Here is a 1,445-nt window from a genome sequence, read left to right as displayed (position 1 = left end):
TATGTCAGCATTCGCTATACCGAACATCTTGCCAAGGCTGGTCTGACGGCATCGGTTGGGACCGCTGGAGATGCTTACGATAATGCATTGGCCGAGACGGTTAATGGCTTGTATAAGACCGAATTGATTTATGCTCGGCCCGCTTGGCCGTCAGCTACTGAGGTGGAATTCGAAACGATGAACTGGGTCCACTGGTGGAATACCACCCGATTGCATGAAGCCTTGAACTACCAGACCCCGACCGAAGCCGAAACCAGCTACCATATGACCCAGGCACAAGCCCTAAGCCCCGTATAGAAAACGGAACAAAACCCAGGGCGCTTCAATCATGAAACGTTCCAAGAAAGTACTTGGGTTGGTGGGTACAGTAGCATTGGCGCTAAGCTTTTTAGCGCCATCTGCAGCATATGCTCAGGAAGCAATCCCCATAGGTACTCCCACCGGTGCTTCCACTGCGCTAGACGACGCGGATATCCCTAATGAGGCCTCGCCGTCCCAGGAAGTCGGCGAAGAGTACATCGACACTTCAGTGTCCGATGGCTTGTTTGGTAACACGCCTGACAGTTCAAATGAGCCCTCATCAGTTCAACTGCAGAGCACTCGATTCACAGGTCGCGTCAAAGCACACTATCCGCATAAGTCGCATGGTCAAACTTCGGGCCATGTCTCGTGGTACCTCACATCGGGGACCAATCGCCAGGTCAAGCTGACATCCACGTTGAAAGCTCGCACCAGCTGGGTCACGTTCAAGACGAAGGCTGGCCCAACCGCAAAAAGCGTTTACGCAGGCGGAGGGGCAGGCAAAGACGCTGTTGCCCGGTACTCGTGCAAAAACAGTAAAAAAAGAGACTGGTACACCTACGGTGCAGCCTACGCCCCCGGTACCACTAAGCCTTTCGGCAGCCATTCGAGCGCTGTCAAGTCGGTTGCTTGCGATGGTGGCCTGCCGTAGCGATCAACAGCTGAACGGCAACGTGGGCGGAACATAGACCTGGTCCACGTTGCCGATCAGTTATGACAATCATCCGCCGCAACGAGGGGATTCATGTCGCATCGCAGTCCTATGAGCAAGGTCTCGGCTCTCCTGCTTTTAGTGTTTTCCTTTTATATCCTTTCAGCGTGCACCTCAGCACCAACACCGGACCCCCTCTCATCGGGGACTGCCGATGATGGGGCTGGCACGAATGATTTCTCAACGATTAGCGTTGGTTCCGAGGGAAGGCTTGTCGACGTGGTTGTTGATGATGAGATCACAACGTGGCTCAATACCATCGCCGAATCAGACAATGAGTTGCCTCCAACACCGAAGAATAGTGCCTGGCAGACGTACACGATGCCTACTGGTGACACGGTGATATTCGAGGCAAGAGGTCAAGCCTCCTTTGATGTCCTTGAAATTCTTGCATACCCAGACGGACTCGATGCTGAAGGCGTGCCGGTTAGTG

The 1,445-nt window shown here is 53.7% G+C and carries 2 protein-coding genes; both read left to right on the top strand.

Features of this window, described 5'->3' with window-relative positions:
- On the top strand, window positions 1–297 hold a 297-nt coding region (locus DCC24_RS11875), incomplete at its 5' end, for an integrase core domain-containing protein (RefSeq protein WP_146206336.1).
- 766 nt (window positions 298–1,063) lie between these two features.
- Window positions 1,064–1,445: hypothetical protein (locus DCC24_RS11870; RefSeq protein ID WP_146206334.1), on the top strand; the 382-nt coding region annotated here is incomplete at its 3' end.

Source organism: Auritidibacter sp. NML100628 (assembly GCF_003185985.1).
GTDB lineage: Bacteria > Actinomycetota > Actinomycetes > Actinomycetales > Micrococcaceae > Auritidibacter > Auritidibacter ignavus.
This window is presented reverse-complemented; position numbering and strand designations above follow the sequence as displayed.